The organism is Nocardia heshunensis, from assembly GCF_054782115.1.
The window spans coordinates 1-879 of sequence record NZ_BAAGTC010000058.1; the positions used below are offsets into that span (position 1 = coordinate 1).

At 70.0% G+C, this 879-nt stretch carries 1 protein-coding gene; it reads right to left on the bottom strand.

What is annotated here, in order from left to right; translation table 11 throughout:
- The coding region (locus tag ACYVN4_RS45140) for an AMP-binding protein (protein WP_460730490.1) at positions 1-879 on the bottom strand (879 nt) is incomplete at both ends.

The following is an 879-nucleotide window of genomic DNA, read 5'->3' on the forward strand; positions in this document are numbered from 1 at the left end:
CGACCACGAGCTTGCCGCCGTAGAGCAGCGGGCCCCACAGCTCCCAGACGGAGAAGTCGAACGCGTAGGAGTGGAACAGCGTCCACACGTCCTCGGGTCCGAAACCGAACTCGCGATCGGTGTTCGCCATGAGCCGCACCACGTTCCGGTGCGCCACGGCCACGCCCTTGGGGCGGCCGGTCGAGCCGGAGGTGTAGATGACGTAGGCGACGTGATCCGGCCGCAGCGGGCTGCGGCGGTCGGCGTCGGTGACGGGCGCGTCGGCCGCGTCCTCGATGTCCCCGGCCTCGAGCGAGAAGCCGTCCAGCAGCACCTTGTTCAGGTCGTGCGGCAGGTCGACCTGCACGGTCGAGTCGGTGATGACGCTGGTCGGCTTGGCGTCCGACAGCACGTAGGCGATGCGGTCGGCGGGGTTGGTCGGATCCATCGGCACGTAACCCGCACCGGTCTTGATCACGGCCAGCAGGGCAACCACGAGATCCGCCGAACGCGGCAGCAGCACCGCGACCAGCGATTCGGGGCCCGCGCCCTCGGCGATCAGCCTGCGCGCCAGCACATTCGCGCGCCGGTCCAGCTCGAAGTAGCTGAGCTCCTCGTCGCCGAAGCGCACCGCGACCTGCTGCGGGTAGGCGGCCACGGCCAGGTCGAACAGGCTCGACAGGGTGGCATCGGAGTCGCCGATGTCCTCGCCCGCCGACACCCAGCGCTCGGCCACATCGTGGCGCTCGCTCTCGCCGAGCAGATCGATATCACCGATCAGGGCGGCCGGGTCCTCGGCGACCGTGCGCAGCACGCGCACCAGGCGGTCGGCGAAGGACGCCACGGTCTCGGCGTCGAACAGATCGGTGGCGTAGTTCCACGACAGACCCAGCGAGCCGT